This is a genomic window from Streptomyces sp. SID5643 (assembly GCF_009872555.1).
In the GTDB taxonomy this organism is placed as follows: domain Bacteria; phylum Actinomycetota; class Actinomycetes; order Streptomycetales; family Streptomycetaceae; genus Streptomyces; species Streptomyces iakyrus.
On record NZ_WWIC01000260.1, the window covers coordinates 92478 to 116623 of the forward strand.

Annotated in this window: 26 protein-coding genes; 14 read left to right on the top strand and 12 right to left on the bottom strand. The window is 72.3% G+C overall.

The genetic code is table 11. The features are described from left to right. Positions 1-35: 35 nt before the first annotated feature. Entirely contained in the window at positions 36-2495 is a 2460-nt protein-coding gene (locus GTY56_RS29155; protein WP_161368293.1) for a SpoIIE family protein phosphatase, read from the top strand. A 66-nt stretch (positions 2496-2561) separates the two neighbouring features. Next, the gene (locus GTY56_RS29160; RefSeq protein WP_161368294.1) at positions 2562-3800 is read left to right on the top strand and encodes a PP2C family protein-serine/threonine phosphatase; all 1239 of its coding nucleotides are present in this window, start codon (positions 2562-2564) and stop codon (positions 3798-3800) included. Between the two features lies 1 nt (position 3801). On the opposite strand, the gene GTY56_RS29165 is transcribed toward GTY56_RS29160, so the two are convergent. Then, a complete protein-coding gene (locus GTY56_RS29165) occupies positions 3802-4257 on the bottom strand; it encodes an RpiB/LacA/LacB family sugar-phosphate isomerase (RefSeq protein WP_161368295.1) in 456 nt (151 codons plus the stop codon). Positions 4258-4610: 353 nt separating this feature from the next. On the opposite strand from GTY56_RS29165, the gene GTY56_RS29170 reads away from it, so the two are divergent. Together GTY56_RS29170 and GTY56_RS29175 are read left to right on the top strand one after the other, a co-directional pair. Then, a complete protein-coding gene (locus GTY56_RS29170) occupies positions 4611-5330 on the top strand; it encodes a lysophospholipid acyltransferase family protein (protein WP_161368296.1) in 720 nt (239 codons plus the stop codon). Positions 5331-5389: 59 nt separating this feature from the next. Further along, complete coding sequence (locus tag GTY56_RS29175; protein WP_202510872.1) at positions 5390-6418, top strand: NAD-dependent epimerase/dehydratase family protein; 1029 nt, start codon at positions 5390-5392, stop codon at positions 6416-6418. Positions 6419-6468: 50 nt separating this feature from the next. On the opposite strand, the gene GTY56_RS29180 is transcribed toward GTY56_RS29175, so the two are convergent. The 8 genes from GTY56_RS29180 to GTY56_RS29215 all read right to left on the bottom strand — a co-directional run bounded on the left by GTY56_RS29180 (position 6469) and on the right by GTY56_RS29215 (position 13549). Next, positions 6469-8070 (bottom strand): alpha/beta hydrolase, encoded by a 1602-nt coding sequence (locus GTY56_RS29180; RefSeq protein WP_161368297.1) that lies wholly within the window; start codon positions 8068-8070, stop codon positions 6469-6471. A gap of 129 nt (positions 8071-8199) precedes the next feature. Continuing rightward, positions 8200-8931: an urease accessory protein UreD gene (locus tag GTY56_RS29185; RefSeq protein ID WP_161368321.1), complete on the bottom strand. Its 732-nt coding sequence runs from the start codon at positions 8929-8931 to the stop codon at positions 8200-8202. 38 nt (positions 8932-8969) lie between these two features. Next, positions 8970-9647 (bottom strand): urease accessory protein UreG, encoded by a 678-nt coding sequence (gene ureG, locus GTY56_RS29190; RefSeq protein WP_161368298.1) that lies wholly within the window; start codon positions 9645-9647, stop codon positions 8970-8972. 114 nt (positions 9648-9761) lie between these two features. Further along, the gene (locus tag GTY56_RS29195; protein ID WP_161368299.1) at positions 9762-10436 is read right to left on the bottom strand and encodes an urease accessory protein UreF; all 675 of its coding nucleotides are present in this window, start codon (positions 10434-10436) and stop codon (positions 9762-9764) included. Between the two features lie 10 nt (positions 10437-10446). Continuing rightward, positions 10447-12168 (bottom strand): urease subunit alpha, encoded by a 1722-nt coding sequence (locus GTY56_RS29200; protein WP_161368300.1) that lies wholly within the window; start codon positions 12166-12168, stop codon positions 10447-10449. Further along, positions 12161-12472: an urease subunit beta gene (locus GTY56_RS29205; protein WP_062925550.1), complete on the bottom strand. Its 312-nt coding sequence runs from the start codon at positions 12470-12472 to the stop codon at positions 12161-12163. Before GTY56_RS29205 ends, GTY56_RS29200 begins: the two co-directional genes overlap by 8 nt. A gap of 13 nt (positions 12473-12485) precedes the next feature. Next, complete coding sequence (locus GTY56_RS29210) at positions 12486-12788, bottom strand: urease subunit gamma (protein ID WP_033307525.1); 303 nt, start codon at positions 12786-12788, stop codon at positions 12486-12488. A gap of 113 nt (positions 12789-12901) precedes the next feature. After that, positions 12902-13549: a TetR/AcrR family transcriptional regulator gene (locus GTY56_RS29215; RefSeq protein ID WP_161368301.1), complete on the bottom strand. Its 648-nt coding sequence runs from the start codon at positions 13547-13549 to the stop codon at positions 12902-12904. A 123-nt stretch (positions 13550-13672) separates the two neighbouring features. On the opposite strand from GTY56_RS29215, the gene GTY56_RS29220 reads away from it, so the two are divergent. Beyond that, positions 13673-14665 (top strand): ABC transporter permease, encoded by a 993-nt coding sequence (locus tag GTY56_RS29220; RefSeq protein ID WP_161368302.1) that lies wholly within the window; start codon positions 13673-13675, stop codon positions 14663-14665. A 95-nt stretch (positions 14666-14760) separates the two neighbouring features. On the opposite strand, the gene GTY56_RS29225 is transcribed toward GTY56_RS29220, so the two are convergent. After that, positions 14761-15048, bottom strand: a complete 288-nt coding sequence (locus GTY56_RS29225) for a type II toxin-antitoxin system Phd/YefM family antitoxin (RefSeq protein ID WP_033307253.1) — start codon at positions 15046-15048, stop codon at positions 14761-14763. An 89-nt stretch (positions 15049-15137) separates the two neighbouring features. Between GTY56_RS29225 and GTY56_RS29230 the strand changes: the two genes are divergently transcribed. From GTY56_RS29230 to GTY56_RS29245, 4 genes are all read left to right on the top strand, one after another. Then, entirely contained in the window at positions 15138-15773 is a 636-nt protein-coding gene (locus tag GTY56_RS29230; protein WP_161368303.1) for an ATP-dependent Clp protease proteolytic subunit, read from the top strand. Between the two features lie 7 nt (positions 15774-15780). Continuing rightward, on the top strand, positions 15781-16089 hold the full coding sequence (locus GTY56_RS29235) for a hypothetical protein (RefSeq protein WP_161368304.1): 309 nt from the start codon (positions 15781-15783) through the stop codon (positions 16087-16089). 552 nt (positions 16090-16641) lie between these two features. After that, a complete protein-coding gene (locus GTY56_RS29240; protein ID WP_033307256.1) occupies positions 16642-17115 on the top strand; it encodes a C40 family peptidase in 474 nt (157 codons plus the stop codon). Between the two features lie 81 nt (positions 17116-17196). Further along, positions 17197-17826 (top strand): DUF6328 family protein, encoded by a 630-nt coding sequence (locus GTY56_RS29245; RefSeq protein ID WP_161368305.1) that lies wholly within the window; start codon positions 17197-17199, stop codon positions 17824-17826. 139 nt (positions 17827-17965) lie between these two features. Here the strand turns inward: GTY56_RS29245 and GTY56_RS29250 are convergent, their stop codons facing one another. Further along, positions 17966-18424 (bottom strand): ATP-binding protein, encoded by a 459-nt coding sequence (locus tag GTY56_RS29250; RefSeq protein ID WP_161368306.1) that lies wholly within the window; start codon positions 18422-18424, stop codon positions 17966-17968. A 212-nt stretch (positions 18425-18636) separates the two neighbouring features. Here GTY56_RS29250 and GTY56_RS29255 point away from each other — a divergent pair, with 212 nt between their 5' ends. Together GTY56_RS29255 and GTY56_RS29260 are read left to right on the top strand one after the other, a co-directional pair. Beyond that, a complete protein-coding gene (locus GTY56_RS29255; protein WP_161368307.1) occupies positions 18637-19497 on the top strand; it encodes a helix-turn-helix domain-containing protein in 861 nt (286 codons plus the stop codon). Between the two features lie 9 nt (positions 19498-19506). Then, entirely contained in the window at positions 19507-19737 is a 231-nt protein-coding gene (locus GTY56_RS29260; RefSeq protein ID WP_161368308.1) for a DUF397 domain-containing protein, read from the top strand. A gap of 51 nt (positions 19738-19788) precedes the next feature. On the opposite strand, the gene GTY56_RS29265 is transcribed toward GTY56_RS29260, so the two are convergent. Beyond that, positions 19789-20916, bottom strand: coding sequence for an 8-amino-7-oxononanoate synthase (locus GTY56_RS29265; protein ID WP_161368309.1), 1128 nt, complete (start codon positions 20914-20916; stop codon positions 19789-19791). Between the two features lie 150 nt (positions 20917-21066). Between GTY56_RS29265 and bioB the strand changes: the two genes are divergently transcribed. The 3 genes from bioB to bioD all read left to right on the top strand — a co-directional run. Next, positions 21067-22242: a biotin synthase BioB gene (bioB, locus tag GTY56_RS29270; protein WP_161368310.1), complete on the top strand. Its 1176-nt coding sequence runs from the start codon at positions 21067-21069 to the stop codon at positions 22240-22242. Continuing rightward, positions 22235-23515, top strand: coding sequence for an adenosylmethionine--8-amino-7-oxononanoate transaminase (gene bioA, locus GTY56_RS29275; protein WP_161368311.1), 1281 nt, complete (start codon positions 22235-22237; stop codon positions 23513-23515). The genes bioB and bioA overlap by 8 nt, the downstream gene beginning before the upstream one ends. Before the next feature lies 1 nt (position 23516). Then, on the top strand, positions 23517-24146 hold a 630-nt coding region (gene bioD / locus GTY56_RS29280), incomplete at its 3' end, for a dethiobiotin synthase (protein WP_161368312.1).

Sequence of the window (24146 nt, forward strand, 5' to 3'; positions counted from 1 at the left end):
GTGGTAGACCACTCTCAGCGACAGAGAGGTCGGCCGTGGGCGCAGACGAGGTGGACGACGTGGCCCGGCAGCGGTTCGATGTGGCCGACGCGGCGCCCCTGTTGCTCGATCCGCAGGGCGTGGTGACGGGCTGGACCAGCGGTGCCCGGCGACTGCTGGCGTACCCGGCTTCGGAGGCGGTCGGCAGGAAGCTGGCCGATCTGCTGGTCGCCGAGGACGCGCAGCGCGTGCCGGACCTGGTCGAGCGGTGCCGCAGGAGCGGCGGCTGGACAGGGCTGCTGACGGTCCGCCGCAGGGACGGGCAGCCGGTGAAGGTGGCGGCCCGGATCGCCTCGGCAGAGGAGGCGCACGGCGGGTCGCGCTGGCTGATGCTCCTGTCGGAGCTGACCGGCGCCCCCGGCTGGGACATGAGCCGCACGGTCCTGGAGCAGATGGCGGCGGGCGCCCCGGTCGGTATCGCGATCGTGGACACGGACCTGCGGTTCGTGTGGTCGAACGCCGCCCTGGAGCAGTTCGGCGGCGGTCCCGCCGCGCGACGGCTGGGCCTGCGCTTCGCGGACGTGCAGCCCGGCATGGACGCCCAGGCGGTCGAGGCTCAGATGCGGCACGTGCTGGAGACCGGCGAGCCGGTGGTCGGCTACGAGCATGTGGGCCATGTGCGTTCGGCCCCGTTGCGGGAGACGGCCCACATGCTGTCGTTCACCCGGCTCGAGGACGACCAGGGCCATCCGATCGGCGTGTACTACACCGTCGTGGACATGACCGAGCGGCACCGGGCGCGGCAGCGGCTGGCGTTGCTCGACCGGGCCGGGGAGTGCATCGGCCGCAGCCTGGACCTCACGCGCACGGCGCAGGAGCTGGCGGACGTGGCCGTGCCGGGGCTGGCCGACTTCGTCACCGTCGACCTGCTGGAGTCGGTGCTGCGGGGCGCCGAGCCGGCTCCCGGGCCGTTCGCGGACTCGGAGGAGCCGGTAGAGCTGCGCCGTGCCGGCTACCGGTCCGCGCAGGACGACCTCACCGAAGCGGTCATCGAGATCGGCGAGACGGTGGCCTTCCGGGCCGGAACGCCGCCCTTCCGCTGCCTGGCCACGGGACGCTCGTGGCGGGAGGAGCGGCTCGACCCGCTGACCCGGGACTGGACCACGGACACCCCGAGCGGCCGCCGGGCCACCTTCCTGGAGCTCGGTCTGCACAGCGTGATGACCGTGCCGATCCGCTCGCGCGGCACCACGCTGGGCATCACGACGTTCTACCGGCGCCATCACCGGGAGGCCTTCGACGAGGAGGACCTGCGGCTGGCCGAGGACCTCGTCGCCCGCGCGGCCGTCTGCGTGGACAACGCCCGCCGCTACACCCGCGAGCGGGACGCCGCACTCGTCCTGCAACGCAGCCTGCTCCCCCACCGGCTGCCCGAGCAGGACGCCGTGGAGGTGGCCGCGTGCTACCGGCCGGCCGACGAGCTGACCGGTCTCGGCGGTGACTGGTACGACCTCATCCCGCTGTCCGGGGCGCGGGTCGCGCTGGTCGTGGGCGAGGTGCCCGGGCACGGCATCGACGCCGCGGCGGCCATGGGTCAGCTGAGGACGGCCGTACGGACCCTGGCGGCGCTGGATCTGCCGCCCGAGGAGGTGCTGGCGCACCTCGACGACCTGGTGGGGCGGTCCGCGCGGGAGGAGGGCGGGGAGCCCGGCGCGATGGGGTCGGGCGGGGCGCGGGTCGTGGGTGCCGGGTGCCTGTACGTGGTCTACGACCCGGTCGACGGCAGATGTGCGATGGCCGCGGCGGGGCATCCCGCTCCGGCCGTGGCGCTGCCCGACGGCTCGGTCGTCTTCGTGGACCTGCCCCAGGGGCCGCCGCTCGGCGTGGGCGGCCCGCCCTTCGAAGCGGTGGAGCTGCCGCTCGCGGAGGGCAGCACGCTCGCGCTGCACACCGACGGGCTGCTGGCCCGCGGTGAGACCTGGGCCGTCGACGCGGGCCGGGAGCGGCTGCGCCGGGCGCTGGAGCGGCCGGGCCCGCTCGACGCACACTGCAGGGCCGTGGTCGACGCGCTGGTCCCGGCCCGCCCCTACGACGACGTGGCCCTGCTGATGGCCCGGACGAAACGTCTCGGCAGCGAGCAGGTGGCGGACTGGGAGCTGCCCTCGGACCCCGCCGTGGTCGCCGACGCCCGTCGCACGGCCACCCGGCAGCTGGCGCGCTGGGGCCTGGACGAGCTGTCCTTCACCACGGAGCTGGTGGTCAGCGAGCTGGTCACCAACGCCATGCGGTACGCCACCGGGTCCATCCGGCTCCGGCTGATCCGGGAACGGGCGCTGGTGTGCGAGGTGCTCGACGGCGGCGCGACCGCGCCGCATCTGCGTCATCCGCGTACGACGGACGAAGGCGGGCGCGGGCTGCTGCTGGTCTCCCAGCTCACGCAGCGGTGGGGCACGCGGTTCGTTCCCCAGGGGAAGGTCATCTGGGCCGAGCAGTCCCTGACGAACCTCCTGCAGTGAAGCCGGTTGAGGTTCGCCCGTACCGTGCGAAACTGGTGTGATCCCGGCGGCGGTGAGGCGGCAGCCATGGCGGAGACGGCGATCGACTACGGTGCGGTTTTCAAGGCCCTGCCCGGCATGGTGGCGCTCCTGACACCCGAGCTCGTGTACGCGGACGTCAACGAGGAGTTCGCCCGCGTCTCCGGCCGCTCGCGGGAGCAGCTCATCGGCAAGTACCTGTTCGACGTCTTCCCGGACAACCCGAACGACTCCGCCGCGACGGGCATGCGCAACCTGGAGGCCTCGCTGTACCGCGTGCTGGCCACCGGTGAGCGCGACACCATGGCGCTCCAGCGCTACGACGTCGAGGACCCGGAGCGGCCCGGCGAGTGGCAGAAGCGCTACTGGAGCCCGGTGAACGCGCCGCTGTTCGGCCCGGACGGCAAGGTCGTGCTGATCCTGCACCGGGTGGAGGAGGTCACGGAGCTGATCCGGGCCCGGGCCGGTTCTCCGGAGGGCCGGGGCAGCCGGGCCCGGGTGCTGGAGGCCGAGCTGTACACCCGCGCCCGTGAGCTGCAGGAGCTCAACGAGCGGCTGCGCCAGGCGCACTCCCGGGAGCGGGAGGTGGCGCTGGCGTTGCAGGATGCGATGCTTCCCGCGCCCCGGCAGGTCCGCAATCACCCGGCCGCCGTGCGGTACCGCCCCGCCGTGGGCGCGCTCAACGTCTGCGGGGACTGGTACGACCTGGTCGACCTGGTGGGCGGCGACCGGATCGGCGTGGCGGTGGGCGACGTGGTCGGGCACGGGCTGGCGGCCGCCGGGGTGATGGGCCAGTTGCGCAGTGCGCTCAGCGCGGCCTCCCGGGTGGGGGCGGGGCCGGCCCAGGCCCTGGACGTGCTGGGCCGCTACGCCCACGTGATCGACGGGGCCGAGTCGGCGACCGCCGTGACGACCTTCATCGACTGCGACCGCCACGTCATCACGTACAGCAGCGCCGGACACCCCCCGCCCGTGCTCGTCCACCCGGACGGCCGTACGGAGTTCCTCGACCAGGCCACGGACACGCCGCTGGACGCCCGCCCGGACCCGATCCCACGGCCCCAGGCCGAGACCACGTTCCAGAGGGGCGCCACGCTCGTGCTCTACACCGACGGCCTGATCGAACGGCGCACCGAGGACATCTACACCGGCCTGGACCGGCTCGCCGAGGCCCTGCGCAAGCACCGGGACCAGGACCCGGAGACACTGGCCGACACCGTCCTGACGGAGCTGCTGCCGCCCGGGGGCGCAACCGACGACACGGCGCTGATCATCGTGCGGCTGTGACCTACACAGGGGTCCTGCCGTGATCGAGCAGCCGGACGCGGTCGACGTTCTGCCGGTCCTCGGCGTCCGCGCTGGGCTCTCCGGCGAACCACGCGTCGAGGATCTCCGTCAGCAGCGGCTGCGACGTCAGCCGCAGGCTGAGCGCGAGCACGTTGGCGTCGTTCCAGCGGCGGGCCCCGTCGGCCGTGCAGGCGTCGGTGCACAGGGCGGCCCGTACGCCGGGCACCTTGTTCGCGGCGATCGAGGCGCCCGTGCCGGTCCAGCAGCACACCACCGCCTGATCCGCCGTACCGTCGGCGACCTCGCGGGCCGCGGCCGCGGAGCACACCGCCCACTGCGGGTCGTCGCCCGGGCGCAGCGCCCCGTGCGGGCGCACGTCGTGCCCCCGCTCGCGCAGGGCGGCGACGAGGGAGCGGGCGACGGGTTCGTCCATGTCCGAGGAAACAGCGATCCGCATGCCTGGCACCTTACTCGGCGGAGCGGCGAAGGCCACCGGCCCACAGCGGCCGTCCGCCCGCAAGAGCCACCGGCCCGCCACGCACCCCCGCTGTCGCGCCAGACCACCCGTTCGGCTTGCCGGTCACCCGGACCGCGCAGCACGCTGGTCCCGCGGTTCTCCCCAGCCGCATGAGCACCATCGGCAGCACCCGCCTGACTGACCATCAGTCAAATGGCGAAGGATCTGTGCGGTCCGCCCGCACGAGGTGCCCGGTGGCCGTGCCTGCACCTACACTGGCACCCCACGACATGCCGGTTGACCTGCTGGAACGCGGCGGTTGAGTCCACCGCGAGAGTCGAGGAGCGCCCGCTTTGTTCTACTACCTGCTGAAATACGTGCTGCTGGGTCCGCTGCTGCGACTGGTCTTCCGGCCTCGAATAGAGGGCCTGGAGCACGTACCCGGGGAGGGCGCCGCGATCATCGCCGGCAACCACCTGTCGTTCTCGGACCACTTTCTGATGCCTGCCATCCTCAAACGGCGCATCACCTTCCTCGCGAAGGCCGAGTACTTCACGGGACCCGGGGTCAAGGGCCGCCTGACGGCGTTCTTCTTCCGCAGCGCGGGGCAGATCCCGGTCGACCGCTCCGGCAAGGACGCGGGCCAGGCAGCGATCCGTGAGGGTCTGGGCGTACTGAGCAAGGACGAACTGCTCGGCATCTACCCCGAGGGCACCCGTTCGCACGACGGCCGGCTCTACAAGGGCAAGGTCGGGGTGGCGGTGATGGCCCTCAAGGCCGGCGTGCCGGTGATCCCCTGCGCGATGATCGGCACCTTCGAGGCCCAGCCGCCCGGCAAGGTCATCCCCAACATCCACCCCGTCGTGATCCGCTTCGGCAAGCCCCTCGACTTCTCCCGCTACGAGGGCATGGAGAACGAGAAGGCCGTCCTGCGCGCCATCACCGACGAGATCATGTACGCGATCCTCTCGCTGTCCCAGCAGGAGTACGTCGACCGGTACGCGGCCGTGGTGAAGGCCGAGGAGGCCGCCACCACGAAGGAGCGCAAGTTCCGGCGTATGCCCCTCAGTTGAGTTCTGCTGTCGGCAGAGGCAGGTTCCCCGGCCGCGCCGCGGCGATCTACGGTCGCGGCATGGGACGTGCGGTGGTGATCGGGGCCGGCGGGCAGATCGGGAGGCCGGCGGTGCAGGCGCTGGCGCGGGACGGCTGGGAGGTGACGGCCGCCTCGCGCGGCGGCGGGCGGGACGAGAACTGGCCCGGTGGGGTACGGACACGGCGGCTGGACCGCGAGGACGACGCGGCGCTCGGCGCGCTGGTCGGTGACGGCTGCGACCTCGTGGTCGACCTGGTCGCCTACGGTGCCCGGCACGCACGGCAGTTGACGGCCCTGGCCGACCGGATCGGCGCGGCCGTGGTGGTGTCGAGCGTGTCGGTGTACGAGGACGGTGAGGGCCGCGGCTTCGACACCATGGGCGAGCCGGACGGCCTCCCGCGGTACCCCGTGCCGATCGGGGAGGGCCAGGTGACGGTCCCGCCGGGGGACGCCTCCTACAGCACCGGCAAGGTGGCCCTGGAGCGTGAACTCCTGGCGGCGGACCGGTTGCCCACCACCGTGCTGCGCCCCGGCGCGGTCCACGGACCGTACAGCCCGCTCCCCCGTGAGCTGTCCTTCGTCAAGCGCAACCTCGACGGCCGGCGCAGGCGGGTGCTCGCCTTCCGGGGGGAGAGCCTCTTCCACTCCTCGGCCGCCCGCAATATCGCCGAACTGATCCGGCTGTCGGCGGCCCGGCCGGGCTCGCGGGTGCTCAACGCCTGTGATCCGCGGCCGCTGACGGTGTCGGAGATCGGTGCCGCCGTGGACGCGGTCATGGGGGTGGAGACGGAGACCGTCCTGCTGGACGGTCCGGCCCAGGCGTCCGTGGGCAGCTCGCCCTGGTCGGTGGAGCTGCCGGTGGTGTGCGACATGTCCGCCGCGGAACGGGAGCTGGGCTACCGGCCGGTCGTGTCCTACCAGGACAGCCTGCCGGAGACGGTCGAGTGGCTCACCGGCAGGCTGTCCGGGCAGGACTGGCGGGAGGCGTTCCCCACCCTCGCCCGCGCGTACCCGGACCTCTTCGACTACGCGGCGGAGGACGCCTGGTTCGGGGCCCGGCCGGCATGAGCGAGGGGCGGCCGGTGGCCCGGCCGCCCCTCATCACCGTCGGACGACGGCTACGGCTTCGGCGTGGCGTGCGGCGCGCACGTCACGTCGGCGGTGTCCAGCCTGCCGGTGAGCAGGTAGCTGTCCACCCGGGGGTTGATGCACGGGTTGACCAGGCTCGTCACACCGTGGGAGCCCGCGTCCTTCTCCGTGATCAGGCGCGAGCCCTTGAACCGCTTGTGCAGTTCCACGGCGCCCCCGTACGGGGTGGCCGCGTCCCGCTCGGACTGGACGATGAGCACGCCGGGCAGGCCCTTGCCGGTCTTGACGTTCACCGGCGTCTGCTGCTTGGCCGGCCAGGTGGCGCACGGCAGGTTCATCCAGGCGTTGGCCCACGTCATGAACGGGTGGTCCTTGTGGAGCCGGGTGTTGTCCCGGTCCCACCGCTGCCAGCTGGTGGGCCACTTGGCGTCGGCGCACTCCACGGCCGTGTAGACGGCGTTGCCGTTCTCCGCGGCGGCGTTGCCCGCCGTGTCGGACGGGTGGGGAGCGGCCGCGTCCACCAGCGCCTGGGTGTCGCCGGCGACGTACTTGCTGAAGACCGAGGCGGTCGGCGCCCAGGCGGAGTCGTAGTACGGGGCGCTCTGGAAGAAGGAGATGAGCTCGGCCGGGCCGACGAGCCCGCCGAGGGGGTTCTTCTTCGCGGTGGCGCGCAGCTCCAGCCACTTCGCCTGGACCGCGGCTCGGGTGGTGCCGAGGTGGTAGGTCGCGTCGTTCGCGGCGACCCAGTCCTGCCAGTCCTTCCAGCGGTCCTCGAAGGCGACGTCCTGGTCCAGGTTGGCCTGGTACCAGATCTTCTCGCGGGACGGATTGACGACGCTGTCGACGACCATGCGGCGCACGTGGCCCGGGAAGAGCGTGCCGTAGACGGCGCCCAGGTAGGTGCCGTAGGAGACACCGAGGAAGTTGAGCTTCTTCTCGCCGAGCGCGGCGCGGATGACGTCGAGGTCGCGCGCGGTGTTCGGCGTGGTCATGTGCGGCAGCATCCAGCCGCTGCGCTCCTGGCAGCCCTCGGCGTACTCGCGGGCCAGCTTGCGCTGGGCGAGCTTGTCCGCCTCCGAGTCGGGCACCGGGTCCATCTTGGGTGCCTTGACGAACTCCTGCGGGTCCACGCAGGAGATGGGCGTCGACTTGCCGACGCCGCGCGGGTCGAAGCCCACGAAGTCGTAGGCCTTGGCCGCGTTGGCCCAGACGGCGTTCTTGTTGGTGACCCGGGCCGGGAAGCGCAGTCCGGAGCCACCGGGGCCGCCGGGGTTGTAGATGAGCGCGCCCTGCCGCTCGGCCTTGGTGCCCGTGTTGCCGATGCGGTCGACGGCGAGTTTGATCTGCTTGCCGTACGGCTTGGCGTAGTCGAGCGGCACGGAGACGTATCCGCACTGGATCGGCTTGGCCAGATTCCAGTCGGCGGGGCAGTCCTGCCAGTCGATGCCGGCCTTCGCGGCCCGGGCTGCGGCGATCGCGGTGCCCCGGGCCTCCCGGTCCTGGCCGTGGCCGCCGCCCGCGGTCGCGGTCGCCGTGGGCGCCGCGACGGCACCGGCTATCAGCGTGGCCGTGACGAGCGCGCCGGCCGAACCGAGCGCCGCCACCCGCCTCTTCGGTCTCGAACCCCTCAAGGGGGACCTCCCCGTACCTCGTTCGGTCAGTACGGGGGATCCTCCCGTTTGTGAGGTCCCTGACAACAGAGGCGGACGCCCTTCGTTGCCAATCCGATAAACGGAGAGCCTGTGCTGCTCTACGGACGTCTACGTCCGCGAGAGGGACGCGAGGGCCTCGTCGAGCAGCCGCCGCAGGCCGAGGGCGTCCGGCGCCACCGCCGTCACCAGCGCGGCGGGCCCGGCGAGCGGCACCACCGAGGCGCCCTCCCCCAGCACCCCTGCGGTCACCGGCGCAGCGGCGAACTCCGGCTGCGCGACGACGAGTTGCCCGACCGCCCGGTGCCCCGCCAGCACGGCGGGCCCGTCCCAGCCGCCCGGCGCGCCGGGCCCGCAGGCCAGTTCCTGGTCGAGCACGGCCTGCCCGGCCACCCGCACGGTCAGACGGCTCGTGAGCCGCCCGGGTTCCTCACCCACGCGTCCGAGCACCTGCTCCTCGCGCAGCACGAGCCGGGCGGTCGCGGCGAGCTCGACCCGTGTGGAGACATACAGGTCACTACCCTGGGCGGAAATCAACTGTTCGGGCAGCCAGTGCAGTTGAGCACCGTCGGCGACTTCGAGCCGGACGTCGTAGCGGGCGTCGCCCTTGGCCTGCCCGGGCAGCGCGATGGTGGCGGCGGCGGACCCGACGGACAGGCGCGCTCCCGCCTCCACCCGGCCCTCCACGGTGAAGTGGTCACCGCCGAGCGGTCCGCTCATCGCCCCGACCAGCATGACCCGCGCCTCGGAGCCGATGGCCCGGGTGCGCCGCAGCGCCAGGGGCCCGTCGCTCTCCAGCACGGGCAGCGAGGTCCCGCCGCGCCCGTCGGCACGGGCGACCATCCGCGCGACGGACCGCACCCCGGCCCCGGCACGCACGCTCACGCGGTCCACGCGGCGAGCTGCGAACGCACCCACGCGGCGACGTCCGCCACGCCCGCCTCGCTCCGCAAGGACTGGAAGACAACGGGCAGTTCGGCACGCTGCGCCTTGGCGTCGGCGGCCATCCCGGCGAGGTCGGAGCCGACGTACGGGGCGAGGTCGGTCTTGTTGACGACGAGCAGGTCGGCGGTGGTCACGCCGGGGCCGCCCTTGCGCGGGATGTCGTCGCCACCGGCCACGTCGATCACGAAGATCTGCGCGTCGACGAGCCCTTTGGAGAAGGTCGCGGTGAGGTTGTCCCCGCCGGACTCCACGAGCACCAGGTCCAGCGGTCCGACCGCGTCCTCCAGGTCTTCCACCGCTTCCAGGTTCGCGGAGATGTCGTCCCGGATCGCGGTGTGCGGGCAGGCGCCGGTCTCCACGGCGGTGATCCGCTCGGGCGGCAGCACGGCCTCACGGAGCAGGAACTCGGCGTCCTCCCGGGTGTAGATGTCGTTGGTGACGACGGCGAGGGCCAGCTCGTCCCGCAGCGCCCGGCACAAAGCGGCGACGGTGGCGGTCTTCCCGGAGCCCACGGGGCCGCCGAGCCCGATGCGGAGCGCTCTGCGGGTGCCGTCGGGGCGGTGGGCGTCCGCGCTGAGGGCGGCAGGGCCGTGGCTGGTTCGGTCGAGGTGCATGTGCGGCTCCTTGGGGGTGGGGGGGTAGGCGCTGGTGTGGAGTGTGGGCGGGGGCCGGTCGCGCGGTTCACCGCGCCCCTGAGGGGGCGGGCCTGCACGGCGTTCGGAGGGCGGCTACGAGGCGAACAGCCGTACCGGCCACCCCGCATGCACCTCCGCGCCGATCTCCAGCAGAGGCGCCGACCCCGCCGGCAGGGCGTCGACCCCCTCGTCGACCGCCTTCCGGGCCGCCTCAACGGCCCGGTCCGCGACCCGGTCCATCTCCGGCGCCAGCCGGGCCAGCACCCGTGTCGCGTCGAAGGGGTCCAGACTGAGCAACCGCACGGTCGCCGAGGCGGGCCCGCTCACGCTCTCGTACGCCGCGCAGTACGCCGCGTCCACCGGTCCCAGCCCCGCCGCCCGGGCCGCCAGCCCCAGCACCACCGGCTGGTGCGCTCCCCTGGGGAACTCCCGGCCGAGCGCGTCCAGTTCGGCGGAGGGCCAGGTCGCCCGCGCGGCGCGCAGCAGCTGCCGTCCCAGTTTCCGGGCGGCGACCCGCAGTGCGGGCGACGGCGTTCGTGCGTCTGCGGCACGGTCCAGTGCGACGGGATCGCTCCCGAGCGCCGCGGCAGCGGACAGTCCTGCCGCCATGAGCCCCGCCGTGTGCAACCGCCCCCGGCAGAACTCCTCCAGGCTCGCCGCCCCACCGATCCGCCCGGCCTTGACCGCCGCCTCGGCACCGCCGGAGTGCGCGTGCCCTCCGGCGGGGAACCGGCCGTCGGCCAGGACGAGAAGTGCTGCACGCGACATCAGACCACCCTCAGAACAGGAAGTACCGCTGTGCCATGGGGAGTTCGGCCGCCGGCTCGGCCTCGACCAGCTCCCCGTCGATGTGCACGGCGAAGCTGTCGGGGTCGACCCGCACCTGGGGCCGTGCGTCGTTCTCCCGCATGTCGGCCTTGGTCACACCGCGCGTCGACTCGATCGCCACGAACCGCTTCCCGAGCCCCAGCCGCTCCGGCAGCCCGTGCTCGACGGCCAGCGGGGCGACGAAGTTGAGGGAGTTGGAGGCCGGTGCCCGCCCGATCGCCCCGTACATGGGGCGCGGCAGGATCGGCTGCGGGGTGGGGATCGAGGCGTTCGCGTCGCCCATCTGCGCGTAGGCGATCTGCCCGCCCTTGATGACGAGCTGCGGCTTGACGCCGAAGAACGCCGGTTCCCACAGGACCAGGTCGGCCAGTTTGCCGCTCTCGACCGATCCGATCTCGCGGGCCAGGCCCTGGGCGAGCGCCGGGTTGATGGTGTACTTGGCGACGTAGCGACGCACCCGGCGGTTGTCGGCGCGTCCGTCGCCGGGCAGCGCGCCCCGCCGCCGCTTCATCACGTGCGCGGTCTGCCAGGTGCGCATGACGACCTCGCCGACGCGCCCCATGGCCTGGGAGTCGGAGGAGATGATCGAGATCGCGCCCAGGTCGTGCAGCACGTCCTCCGCCCCGATCGTGGAGGGCCGGATCCGGGACTCGGCGAAGGCCAGGTCCTCCGGCACCGCCGGGTTGAGGTGGTGGCACACCATCAGCATGTCGAGGTGTTCCTCGGCGGTGTTAACGGTGAACGGGCGGGTGGGGTTCGTGGAACTGGGCAGCACATAGGACTCGGAGACCACGGTCATGATGTCCGGCGCGTGCCCGCCGCCCGCGCCCTCGGTGTGGTACGCGTGGATGCCCCGGCCGCCGATCGCGGCGAGGGTGTCGCCGACGAAGCCGGCCTCGTTGAGCGTGTCGGTGTGGATCGCGACCTGGATGCCCGTCTGCTCGGCGACGGTCAGCGAGGCGTCGATGACGGCCGGGGTCGATCCCCAGTCCTCGTGCAGTTTCAGACCGAGGGCGCCGCCGCGGATCTGCGACAGCATCGCCTCGTGGGAGACGGTGTTGCCCTTGCCGAGCAGGCCGATGTTGAGCGGGTAGGCCTCCATCGCCTCCAGCATCCGCGCGAGATGCCAGGGGCCGGGGGTCACGGTGGTGGCCTTGGAGCCCTCGGCGGGTCCCGTCCCGCCGCCGACGAGGGTCGTGATGCCGGAGGACAGCGCCTCGTCGGCGATCTGCGGGCAGATGAAGTGGACGTGCGCGTCGATCGCACCGGCCGTGAGGATCCGGCCGTTTCCGGCGATGATCTCGGTCTCGGGGCCGATGACCAGGTCGGGGTGGACGCCGTCCATGGTGTCGGGGTTGCCGGCCTTGCCGATGCCGGTGATCCGGCCGTCGCGGATGCCGACGTCGGCCTTGACGATTCCCCAGTGGTCGATGATCACCGCGCCGGTGATAACGGTGTCGGGGGTGCCGTCCGCCCGGGTGGCACGGGCCTGGCCCATCGACTCGCGGATGACCTTGCCGCCGCCGAACACGGCCTCGTCCCCTGCGCGTCCCGGGCCGCCGGAACGGTCCTCCTCGATCTCGACCAGCAAGTCGGTGTCGGCGAGGCGGATCCGGTCGCCGGTGGTCGGGCCGAACAGGTCGGCGTAGGCGGCACGCGAGATCTCAGGCATCGAGGGCACCTCCGGTCTCCCCGCGCAGGCCGGGCACCACGCGAGCGCCCGCCAGCGGAACGAGTTCGACCTCGACGGGGATCCCGGGCTCGAAGCGCACGGCCGTGCCGGCGGCGACGTTGAGCCGCCTGCCGTGCGCGGCGGCACGGTCGAACTCCAGGCCGGGGTTGGCCTCGGCGAAGTGGTAGTGGGAGCCGACCTGTACGGGCCGGTCGGCTGCGTTGAGGACGGTGAGCCGGACGGCCTCACGGCCCTCGTTGTAGGCAATCGGCCCGTCGGCGAACAGGATCTCTCCGGGAATCACGGTGGCCTCCCCGTCAGACGATCGGCTCATGGACGGTGACGAGCTTGGTGCCGTCGGGGAAGGTGGCCTCGACCTGGACGTCGTGGATCATCTCCGGGATGCCGTCCATGACGTCGTCCCTGGTCAGGATCTTGCGTCCGGAGGACATGAGTTCCGCGACGGTCCGGCCGTCCCGCGCGCCTTCGAGGATGTGCGAGGTGATGAGCGCGACCGCCTCGGGGTGGTTGAGCTTCAGTCCCCGGGCGCGGCGCTTCTCGGCCACGTCGGCCGCCACGTGGATCAGCAGTCGTTCTTGCTCGTGCGGGGTCAGTTGCACGTCCCACCTCACAGTCCTCGCTCCGGGCCGTGCGGGGCCCGGCTGCCGCGGCCACGGGGCAAAGTGCCAGGTGGCGTGGAGCGGCAGGCTAGTTGGACCGCGTTTCGGGCACGTTAACCGAGCTGTGATCCACCGGTCGCGGCGTCATCGTCCCGCATGGTGGTCAGCGCCCGCAGACCGTTCTGGAGGACCTCGACCGGTGTCGGCCCGAAGAGGGACTGCTGGGCGATGAAGCCGAGGACGCAGGCGATCATCGTGCGGGCCACATGGTCCGGAGTCACGTCGGCGCGCATCATCCCGGCCCGCTGGTAGCCCTCGACGATCTGCCCCCAGGCCGCGCGGACCGAGCCGTAGCCCTCCCGCAGGATGAGGGCCAGTTCCTCGTTGCGCAGGGTCTCCGTCCACACCTGGATGACGAGTCGCGGAAAGGCGGGCCGGCCGTCGACCACCAGGGACTCACGGGCGGCCAGAGTCCTGCCGAGCACGGAGGCGACGAGCTGGTCCGGCGGCGGGGGCGGGCTGAGCCGCACCGCGTCCTCGAACGCCTCGCGGATTGAGGCGATCACCTCGGCGACGATCGCGCCGATCAGCTCCTCCTTGCCGCTGAAGTAGCGGTACACCGCACCGGCCGAGAGATCGACCTCCTTCAGCACGTCCTGCATGGACGTGGCGTGGAAGCCGTTGCGGGCGAAGCACAGCGCGGCGCCGTCGAGAATCTGGCGGCGGCGGGCGTCGAGATGTTCCTGGGACACGCGAGCCATGGTCACAACGTAAAACGAATATTCATTCTTGACAAGAAGCCGCGAGCGGAGCACGGTGAGAGCAGAGCAAAACGAACGATCCTTCTTTTTAATGCTCCGGTCCGCTCACCCCAGGAGATCCCCATGCCCTCGCGCAACCGCCATGTGATCGCGGTCGTCGTCCTCGTACCCCTCCTGGCCGCCCTCGCCCTGTGGGCGTTCGCCTGGCCGGCCTCCCGCATCGCGCCACGCGACCTGCCGCTCGGCGTGGCCGGACCGCCGGCCGCGGCGGCACAGGTCGAGAAGCAGCTGGAGCGGCACGAGGGCGCCTTCGAGATCCACCGCTACGCCGACGAGGCCGCCGCCCGGAGCGCCATCGAGGACCGGAGCGTGTACGGCGCGGTCGTGGTCACGCAGCAGGGGCCCGAACTGCTCACCGCGTCCGCGGCCGGACCGGCCGTCGCGCAGTTCCTCCAGCAGGCCGTGGAGCGGCAGGCCGCCGCCGGGGGCGCACAGGTCAGGACGGTCGATGTGGTGCCCACCCCGGCCAGTGATCCGCGCGGCGCCGCGCTGAGCGCCGCCGTACTGCCGCTCGCCCTGGCCGGCATCGCGGCCGGCGCCGTGGTCACCCTGCTCGGACTGCGGGGCGTCCGGGCGGCGTTCGCACTGCTCGGCGCGTCCGCCCTGGTGGGCGTGGCCGCGGCCGGGATCGCGCACAGCTGGCTCGGGGCGCTCGGCGGCGACTGGTGGGCGGAAGCGGGGGTCCTCGCGCTGTCCACGCTGGCCGTCGGCGGTGCCGTGGCCGGGCTCGCCGCCCTGGTCGGCCCCGCCGGTACGGGTATCGCCGCCGCCGTGGTGATGCTGATCGGCAACCCCTTCTCGGGCGCCACCTCGGCGCCGCAGATGCTGCCGGAGCCGGCCGGCGCGATCGGACAGTGGCTCCCGCCCGGAGCGGGGACGACCCTGCTGCGCTCGGTGTCGTCCTTCGACGGTGCCGCGGCGACCGGACCCGCCCTGACCCTGACCTGGTGGGCGGTGCTGGGCCTGGGTGCCGTACTGCTCGGCAGCTCGCTCAGGCCCCGGAAGACGGGCGGCGAACCCGCGGCCGGGCAGCGGGAGATCTCCGCAGTCGCCTGACCGCCGCCGACGCGCGCGAGCGCTGTCACCATGCGACCGTGCGTCCCCGCTGTAGCGGACGGGGACGCACGGTCTTCCGTCTGTGCGGTCCGGGCCTAAGCCGGGCCGGCCCTGCGGTGCTCCGCCGCGATGCCGAACCGCTGGGGTTCGCCAGGAGCGGACGCGACCTCACGGACCGCGGAGACCGCGCTGATCACCTGCTCCTCCGCGGACTCCGCGAGTTCCCGGGCCTCTTCGAGTCGCCGCAGGTCATCGGCCGAGACGAGGGCGACGAGGGGCTTGCCGTGCCGGGTGACGACGACGCGCTCACCGCCGTACACCACGCGGTTGATCAGGTCGGCGAGCTCAGCCCTGGCTTGCGTCACCGGAATCTCGTAGGCCATGCCCTCATCATAACGTGACGTACATCCTGTACATTTTTGACAGAGACGGTCGTCGCAGAAGACGGCTGCGCCGCGAGGAGGGGCTCGTCATGACCCGGTCGTCCGCCCGCTACGTGCTGCCCGAGTTCACCGAACGCACGGCGTCCGGGCAGCGTTCGATGGATCCGTACTCGAAGCTGCTTCAGGAGCGGATCGTCTTCCTCGGGGCCCCCGTGGACGAGACCTCGGCGAACGACGTCATGGCCCAGTTCATGCACCTGGAGCACCAGGCACCGGAGCGGGACATCTCGCTCTACATCAACTCCCCCGGCGGCAGCTTCCATGCGATGACGGCGATCCACGACACGATGCAGTACGTCTCCTGCGACGTGGAGACGATCTGCCTGGGGCAGGCCGGTGCCGCCGCCTCGGTGCTGCTGGCGGCGGGCACGCCCGGCAAGCGCTTCGCCCTGCCCGACGCCCGTCTGGTGATCCATCAGCCCGCACTGCCCGAGCCGGTCCGGGGGCAGGCCAGTGATCTGGCCATCCAGGCCGACGAGTTGACCCGCATCCGGGGCCGGATGGAGGAGCTGCTCGCGCTGCACACGGGCCGCACCCGGGAGCAGGTGAGCACGGACATCGAGCGGGACAGGGTCCTGACCGCCCGGGAAGCGGTGGAATACGGCCTGGTGGACGGCATCATCCCCAGCCGCAAGGCCACCCCCGCCCGGCCGGCAGGACGGTGAGGCCCCCGTGCTGCCGCCCGAACTGCCACCGTTGCCGGCCCTGACGCGCGCCGAGGCGGAACTGATCGACCGTTACCTCGACGTGGTCGACCTGCTCGGCCGCATCAACCCGGCCCAGGACGGCGACACCTATCGAGGCCTGCGCGCCGCCCAGGCTCTGGTCGGCAAGGCCACCGCGCTGCGCGACGCGTTGGCCCTGATGCATCAGCGCGGCGAGACGGAACTGCACGCCGCCACCCTGGCCCGGGCGCTGCGGGTGCTGGACGGCGAGCGGCGCACGGCCCGGCTCACCCTGCCCCCGGAGTCCGCCAGTTGACGCGGAACCGTCGGTCCGGAGATCCGCTCCGGCGCCGGAGCGTCCGCCGCTGAGTCGAAACGGACCAAAAGACGTACCCCTGTTCGGAGTAGGCGGGAGACCGATTTCGGGACCGTTCCGGTTGCGCAACGCGCGTAGCCCGGGGACGAAATGGGGCATTCCGCCGCTGGTCCGGGGGCCCGTGAATGCATGGACAGTGGCCCGAACGCACACGTGTCCACCCGAACGGGTGAGTGGTGAGTAACAACACAAATCCCCGGTTCCGTTGGGAAATCCGGACAGGCATGCGCCAAGATCCCTGTCTGACGACAAGCCCCCGCCGCTGTGGCGGGGCGATCCGGGCGGACGCCGAGTCCTGCCGCCGCCCGGATGACCGGTCGACAGGAGTGGATCGGCAGGAGTGGAGGACCCAAGCACGACGGGTCGCCGGGACGGTCACGCCATGACCTCGCCCGAGCAGCCCTTGGGGTGAAGCCGCGTCAGCGGCCGGGCAACTTCGCCAGCCCGAATCCGACAGGTCATCCTTCACAGGCGGCTGACGAAGGGTTGCGCATGACTGCGCTCAATCGTGTCCCGTCGCTCATGGTCCGGGCCGGCACGGCCTCGGCGCTCACCATCGCCGCCGTGGGCGGTTCGATCGTGGCGCCCGGCTTCACCTCCGAGGCCGCGGCAGCCACGCCGGCGACCAAGGCACTCCAGATCGCGGCCTCCAAGAAGGGTTCGCCCTACAAGTACGGGGCCACCGGTCCGCACCGGTTCGACTGCTCCGGGCTCACGCTCTACTCGTTCAAGAAGGCCGGCAAGAAGCTCCCCCGCACGGCTGCCCAGCAGTACAACAAGACGCGCCACATCTCCGCCAAGAACCGCAAGGCCGGAGACCTGGTGTTCTTCCACTCGGGCAGCAACGTGTACCACGTCGGTATCTACGCGGGTAAGAACAAGCTCTGGCACTCCCCGAAGAGCGGGGACGTGGTGCGGCTCCAGAAGATCTGGACCAAGAGCGTCTGGTACGGGCGCGTGAAGTGATCCGCCCGGCGTGCGGCGGCGTCCAGACGCGCCGCCGCACGCCGGAGCGTGACACGGGCTCACGTGGATACCCGTGACCCCATGGCCGAGCACCGTCCCTGCACCGCACGCAACGAGACTCCGCTGCAACGCGCCGACCGCAACTTCGTGGAGCTGCTCCAGGAACTCCGCGTCACCCAGACGGGCGTGCAGATCCTCTTCGCCTTCCTGCTCTCGCTGGCCTTCACCTCGCGCTTCGAGGACCTCGACACGGTCCAGCGCGTCACCTACGTCATCACCCTGCTGCTTGCGGTCCTGGCAGCCGCGCTCTTCACCGCGCCGGCCGCGCTGCACCGCTCCCTCTTCCAGCAGGGCGCCAAGCCCCGCATCGTGCAGGTCTCCTCGCGCCTGGCCACCACCGGCCTGTGCGTGCTGGTGTTCGCGTTCAGCGGTTCCGTGCTGCTGGTGGTCGACGTGACCACGGGCCGGGCCGGCGGTGTCGCCGCGGGCGCCGCGACGTTCCTGGTCTGTGCCGGCCTGTGGGGGCTGCTCCCGAGGCTGGTGCGGCGGGCGGGGCTGCGCGAGGAGGCGAACGGTACCGGGGAGACCGCCGAGGAAGAACCGGACCGGGGCGACGTGACGGCCCCCGCGCCGCTGCGGCACACCGTCAGGCAGCCGTCGGGGCTTCGAGGGGCGGCAGCGCACCGGGAGGCGCCGGCACGGCACCGGTGACGGCCTCGCACTCCGGGGCAGGTCCGCGGGATCGGAGCGGGCCTCGCAGCCGTGAGGACGGCCCGGATGCAGGTTGCGCGGGCCGGGATGCGCGGAGGGCACCCACTGGAGGGGTTCTTCCTCGTCCTGCCGGGAGCGGCTACGGCTCCTGCTGCACCGCGGTCGTCAGCGGCTGCGCCGGGACGGCCCACGGAAGTTCGATCGAGATGGTCTTACCGCCCTCACGGGTGGGGCGGATACGGAGTCTGCCGCCGCATTCCGCGGTCAGCCAGCGGATGATGACCAGGCCGCGGCCGTTGTCCTGCTGGACGGCGGCGGGCAGGCGTCTGGGGAAGCGCGGATGGCTGTCCGTGACACCGATGCGCAGGTGCTCGTCGCGGTCGAGCTCGACGGCCACGGTGAACGTGGGTGACTGGCCGAAAGTGTGCTGCACCGCGTTGGTGGCGAGTTCGGAGATGATGAGCCGGACGGTGTCGGACACTTCCGAGTCCGCCGGCAGGCCCCACTCCGCCAGCGTGCCCACCACGTAGGCACGCGCTGCGGAGACCGAGGCTGGATCGCTCGGCAGAGTGACGGATGCTTCCAAATGGTCTGCCATGGCGACGTCGTCCTTTTCCCACGGGACCGCAGCCCGACACGGAGCGGATGGTTCGAGTACGGTCCCGGACTGGTGCTTCGTCGCCAGAGTGCCACCAGAACACCCGTGAAGGGCGGTGATCCACCAAGATATGCATATATCTGTCGCTCAAAGCGGTGAACTCTGCGACGCGAGACCGTATTTGGGTGGCTCGGAAGGAGTAAGGAGGAGCCATGCAGCACGGTCCCGCGGTGCGCCGCCGGAAGCTGGGCGCCGAACTGCGTGCGCTGCGCACCTCTGCGGGGCTCACGAGCGGTGAGGCGGCCCGGCTGGTGGGCTGGCACCAGTCCAAGGTCAGCCGGATCGAGACGGGCACGAGCGGGGTGAAACCGGCCGATGTTCGGTTACTTCTCGACGCCTACAACGTGGCGGACCCCCAACTCCGCGAACTGCTCATGGCGTTGACGGGCGCCGACGACAGCGGCGGCCGGCACCACTGGTGGCACGCCTACCGCGGGGTACTGCCGCCGACCTACCGCGACTTCATCAGCCTGGAGTCCCAGGCGGGCGCGATGCGCACGCTGGAGACCACGGTCGTGCCGGGTCTGCTCCAGACGCCCGAGTACGCGCGTGCGGTGACGAGGGCGGCGGTGGAGGGGCTCCCGGAGGACCGGCTGGACACGCTCGTCGAAGTGCGGCTGGCCCGGCAGGACGTGCTGCGCGCCGACCCGCCGCTGAGACTCAGCGCCGTCCTGGACGAGGCCGTGCTGCGGCGGGAGGTGGGCGGACCCGGGGTCATGGCCCGCCAGCTGGAACGGCTGGTCGAGGCGGCCCGGCTGCCCCAAGTGCGCCTTCAGGTGCTGCCGTTCGCCGCGGGGGCGCACATCGGCGTCACCGGCCCTTTCGTTATCTTCTCATTTTCGAGCACATCTGATCTGGATGTGGTTGTTCTCGACCACTTGACGAGTAGCCTCTACCTCGAACGGAAAGAAGACCTCCAGGCCTACACGGAGGCCTTCAACGCCCTTCAGATCCACGCCCTTTCGCCCGAGGACTCGTTGGATTTCATCGCCGGGACAGCCGCCGGCGCGTAAGGAGGCACCATGCGTGCACTGCCTCGTCATGTCCCCTCAAGCACCGAACTGCACGGTGTGCGGTGGTTGCGCAGCAGCTACAGCACCGGCGCGAACAACTGCGTCGAGACCGCGTGCCCGGACGCCCCGCCCTGGGCCGGACTGCTCGCCGTGCGCGACTCCAAGACCCCGTCCGGACCCGCGCTGCTCTTCTCCCCCGGGAGCTGGGCCGCGTTCGCGGCCGGGGTGGACCGCATGTAACCGCGTCCGCTCAGACCGCCGTCGTGCGACGCACGGCCGTGTCACGCCGACTCATGGCCGCGTCTCGCCGATCAGCCGTACAGCGCGTTCGATCTGCCGACCGCTCAGGTCGGCGCGGGCGGTCAGCCTGAGCCGTGAGATGCCGTCGGGCACGGAGGGAGGACGGAAGCACCCCACGGCCAGGCCCGCCGCGCGGCACCGTGCCGCCCAGTTCACGGCGTCCTCGGGAGAGGGCGCGCGCACCGAGACCACCGCGGCGTCCGGACGCACCGCCTCCAGACCCGCGGCGGTCAGGCGTGCGTGCAGTTCGCCCGCCACCGCGCGGGCCCGTGCCGCCCGTTCCGGCTCGCGGCGCAGCAACCGCAGGGCCGACAGGGCCGCCCCCGCCGCGGCCGGCGCGAGACCCGTGTCGAAGATGAACGTCCGGGCCGCGTTGACCAGGTGGTCGACGACCCGGGCGGAGCCGAGGACGGCTCCGCCCTGGCTGCCCAGTGACTTGGACAGCGTGACCGTCGCGGCGACGTCGTCGGCGCCCGCGATGCCCGCCGCGTGCGGGGCGCCGCGACCGCCGTCGCCGAGGACGCCCAGGCCGTGTGCGTCGTCGACGACCAGCCCGGCGCCGTGCTCCCGGCAGGCCTCGGCCAGGGCGGTGAGAGGCGCCGCGTCGCCGTCCACCGAGAACACCGTGTCGGACACCGTGATCGCCGTGCCCTCGTGGCCGGCCAGCGCCTTGCGCACGGCGTCCGGTTCGGCGTGCGCCACCACCTGGGTGGTGCCGCGGGCCAGCCGGCAGCCGTCGATGAGCGATGCGTGGTTGCCCGCGTCGGAGACGATCAGGGAGCCGTGCGGGGCCAGCGCGGTGACCGCCGCGAGGTTGGCGGCGTAGCCGGAGGAGAAGACGAGAGCCGCCTCGAAGCCGCAGAAATCGGCCAGTTCCCGCTCGAGTTCGGCGTGCAGTTCGGTGGTGCCGGTGACGAGCCGGGAGCCTGTGGAGCCACCGCCCCAGTCCCGCGCGGCCCGGGCGGCGCCCTCGGTGACCTCGGGATGACGGGCCAGCCCCAGGTAGTCGTTGCCCGCCAGGTCGAGGAGCGGGGAATCGGCCGGACGGGGGCGCAGAGTCCGTACGAGCCCGGCGCGGGCGCGCAGCTCCGCCTGCTCGTCGATCCAGCCGAACGCCATGGGTGGTCCTCCGGGGAATTTGTAGGCAGTGCACAGACACTAGCGGGACGACCAGCAGGTCAGTGTGTGGCAATACCCACACCTCGAAGCGACTCTCTTGTGCGAACTCTCCTTTGCCCCGGACGCCTCCTTAGGACAGGATCGGCTTCCATGGACCTGCTGAACACGCTGGTGGACAAGGGGCTTCGGCGCGAGCTGCCGACCCGCGACGAGGCACTGGCCGTCCTCGCGACGTCCGACGACGACCTGCTCGATGTGGTGGCCGCGGCCGGAAAGGTGCGCCGGCACTGGTTCGGCCGGCGGGTGAAACTGAACTATCTGGTCAACCTCAAGTCCGGCCTGTGCCCCGAGGACTGCTCGTACTGTTCGCAGCGGCTCGGCTCGACGGCCGGGATCCTGAAGTACACCTGGCTGAAGCCCGGCCAGGCGTCCGACGCGGCGGCGGCCGGTGTGGCCGGAGGGGCCAAGCGGGTGTGCCTGGTGGCCAGCGGGCGCGGCCCGACGGACCGGGACGTGGACCGGGTCTCCGAGACGATCAAGGCGATCAAGGACAACAACGAGGGCATCGAGGTGTGCGCCTGCCTGGGGCTGCTCTCCGAGGGCCAGGCCGAGCGGCTGCGCGAGGCCGGCGCCGACGCCTACAACCACAACCTCAACACGTCCGAGGCGACGTACGGCGAGATCACCACGACGCACACCTACGAGGACCGCGTCGACACCGTGCAGAAGGCGCACGCGGCCGGCCTGTCCGCCTGCTCCGGGCTGATCGCCGGCATGGGCGAGACGGACGAGGACCTGGTCGACGTCGTCTTCTCGCTGCGCGAGCTGGACCCGGACTCGGTTCCGGTCAACTTCCTGATCCCGTTCGAGGGCACCCCGCTCGGCAAGGAGTGGAACCTGACCCCGCAGCGGTGTCTGAGGATCCTGGCCATGACGCGGTTCGTCTGCCCCGACGTCGAGGTGCGGATCGCCGGCGGGCGCGAGGTCCATCTGCGCACGATGCAGCCGCTCGCCCTGCACCTGGCCAACTCGATCTTCCTCGGCGACTACCTCACCAGCGAGGGCCAGGCCGGCAAGGCCGACCTGGAGATGATCGCGGACGCCGGGTTCGAGGTGGAGGGCACCGATCAGGTGACGCTGCCGGAGCACCGGGCGTCCGGGGGCTGCGGCGGTGGCGGCGAGGGCGGCGGGTGCGGCTCGCAGGAGAGCGGCGGGGTCTGTGGTTCCGCCGGGGCGGCGGCTCCCTCCCGGGCCGGGGAAGCGCGGACCGACCTGGTCGCCGTGCGCCGCCGGGGCGCCGGGACGGACCTCGCTCCCAATGCCTGAGCCGGCCGTGGCCGAGCTGCTGGAGCTCGACCGGCGGCACGTGTGGCATCCGTACGGCCCGATGCCCGGGCGGCAGGAACCGCTCGTCGTGGAGTCGGCGAGCGGGGTGCGGCTGCGGCTCGCCGACGGCTCGGGGGAGCTGGTCGACGGGATGTCGTCCTGGTGGTCGGCGATCCACGGCTACAACCACCCGGTGCTCAACGAGGCCGCCCGCGAGCAGCTCGGGCGGATGAGCCACGTGATGTTCGGCGGGCTCACCCACGAGCCCGCCGTACGGCTGGCGAAGCTCCTTGTCGACATGTCGCCCGAGGGTCTGGAGCACGTCTTCCTCGCCGACTCGGGGTCGGTGTCGGTCGAGGTCGCGGTCAAGATGTGCCTGCAGTACTGGCGTTCGCTGGGCCGCCCCGGCAAGCAGCGGCTGCTGACCTGGCGCGGCGGCTACCACGGCGACACCTGGCAGCCCATGTCGGTGTGCGATCCCGAGGGCGGGATGCACGAGCTCTGGACCGGGGTGCTCCAGCGTCAGGTCTTCGCCGGCCCGCCCCCGGCGGAGTACGACGCGACGTACGCCGAGCAGCTGCGTTCGCTGATCGAGCGGCACGCCGGCGAACTCGCGGCGGTGATCGTCGAGCCGGTGGTGCAGGGCGCGGGCGGGATGCGGTTCCACTCCCCTGCCTATCTGCGGGTGCTGCGCGAGGCGTGCGACGCGCATGACGTGCTGCTGGTGTTCGACGAGATCGCGACCGGGTTCGGCCGGACGGGCGCGATGTTCGCCGCGGAGCACGCCGCCGTCACGCCGGACGTGATGTGCGTGGGCAAGGCGCTGACCGGCGGTTACCTGACCATGGCGGCGACGCTGTGCACCACGCGGGTGGCCGACGGCATCTCGCGGGGCGAGGTACCGGTGCTCGCGCACGGCCCGACGTTCATGGGCAATCCGCTGGCGTCCGCCGTGGCCTGCGCCTCGATCGAGCTGCTGCTCGGACAGGACTGGCTCGCGGAGGTCAAGCGGATCGAGACGGGCCTGCGGGACGGGCTCGCGGCGGCCGCGGAGCTGCCGGGCGTGAAGGACGTACGGGTGCTCGGCGCCATCGGGGTCGTGCAGCTGGACCACGCCGTGGACATGGCGGCGGCGACGGCTGCGGCCGTGCGCGAGGGTGTGTGGCTGCGGCCGTTCCGCGATCTGATCTACACCATGCCGCCGTACGTCACGGGCGACGCGGACCTGGCGCGGATCGCGCGGGCCGTGTGCGCGGCGGCGCGGGAGGGATGACATGCCGGTACTGGTGATCACGGGCACGGGCACCGAGGTCGGCAAGACGGTCGTGACCGCCGCCGTCGCCGCGACGGCGCTGGCCGCCGGCCGGTCGGTGGCCGTGCTGAAGGCGGCGCAGACGGGCGTGGGGCCCGACGAGCCCGGGGACGCCGCGGAGGTGGCGCGCCTCGCGGGTCCGGTGACGACGGGGGAACTCGCCCGGTATCCGGAGCCGTTGGCGCCGGCCACGGCAGCGCGCCGGGCGGGCCGGGCCCCGGTGCATCCGCACGAGGTCGCGGAGGCCGCCGCCAAGCTGGCCACCGAGCACGACCTGGTGCTGGTCGAAGGGGCCGGCGGGCTGCTCGTCCGGTTCGACGCGGCCGGCGGCACCCTCGCGGACGCGGCGCGGCTGCTGTCGGCGCCGGTGCTGGTCGTGGCCCCCGCGGGGCTCGGCACCCTGAACATGACGGAGCTGACGGCGCGTGAACTGCGCTCCCGGGGGCTGGACCTGGCCGGGATCGTGATCGGGAGCTGGCCCGAAGCCCCGGATCTCGCCGCGCGCTGCAATCTGGCGGACCTGCCGGACGTGGCCGGGGCCCCGCTGCTGGGCGCCGTCCCGGCCGGGGCGGGCGCCCTGGCCCCGGCCGGC